Annotated in this window: 1 protein-coding gene; it reads left to right on the top strand. The window is 65.2% G+C overall.

Annotated features, from left to right (window positions below; translation table 11 throughout):
• Window positions 1–279: zinc ribbon domain-containing protein (locus tag JK361_RS40810; RefSeq protein WP_201828305.1), on the top strand; the 279-nt coding region annotated here is incomplete at both ends.

The following is a 279-nucleotide window of genomic DNA, read 5'->3' as shown; positions in this document are numbered from 1 at the left end:
GTCGTGCTCGAAGACCTGCGGGTCAAGAACATGTCCGCCTCGGCGTCCGGAACCGTGGCCGAGCCCGGCCGCCGGGTCCGTCAGAAGGCAGGACTCAACCGGGCCATCCTCGACAAGGGATGGCACCACCTCGAACTCGCCCTCACCAGCGCCGCCCGGTACACGGGAACGACGCTGGTGAAGGTGAACCCCGCGTATACGTCGCAACGCTGTTACGCCTGCGGGTTCGTCACCGAAGGAAACCGAGAGAGCCAATCGGTCTTCGTGTGCAAGAACCCC

The sequence above is a fragment of the Streptomyces musisoli genome, assembly GCF_016741855.1.
Taxonomy (GTDB): Bacteria; Actinomycetota; Actinomycetes; order Streptomycetales; family Streptomycetaceae; genus Streptomyces; species Streptomyces musisoli.
Note: the sequence above shows the minus strand (reverse complement) of the source record. Positions and strands in the feature narration are given on the sequence as shown.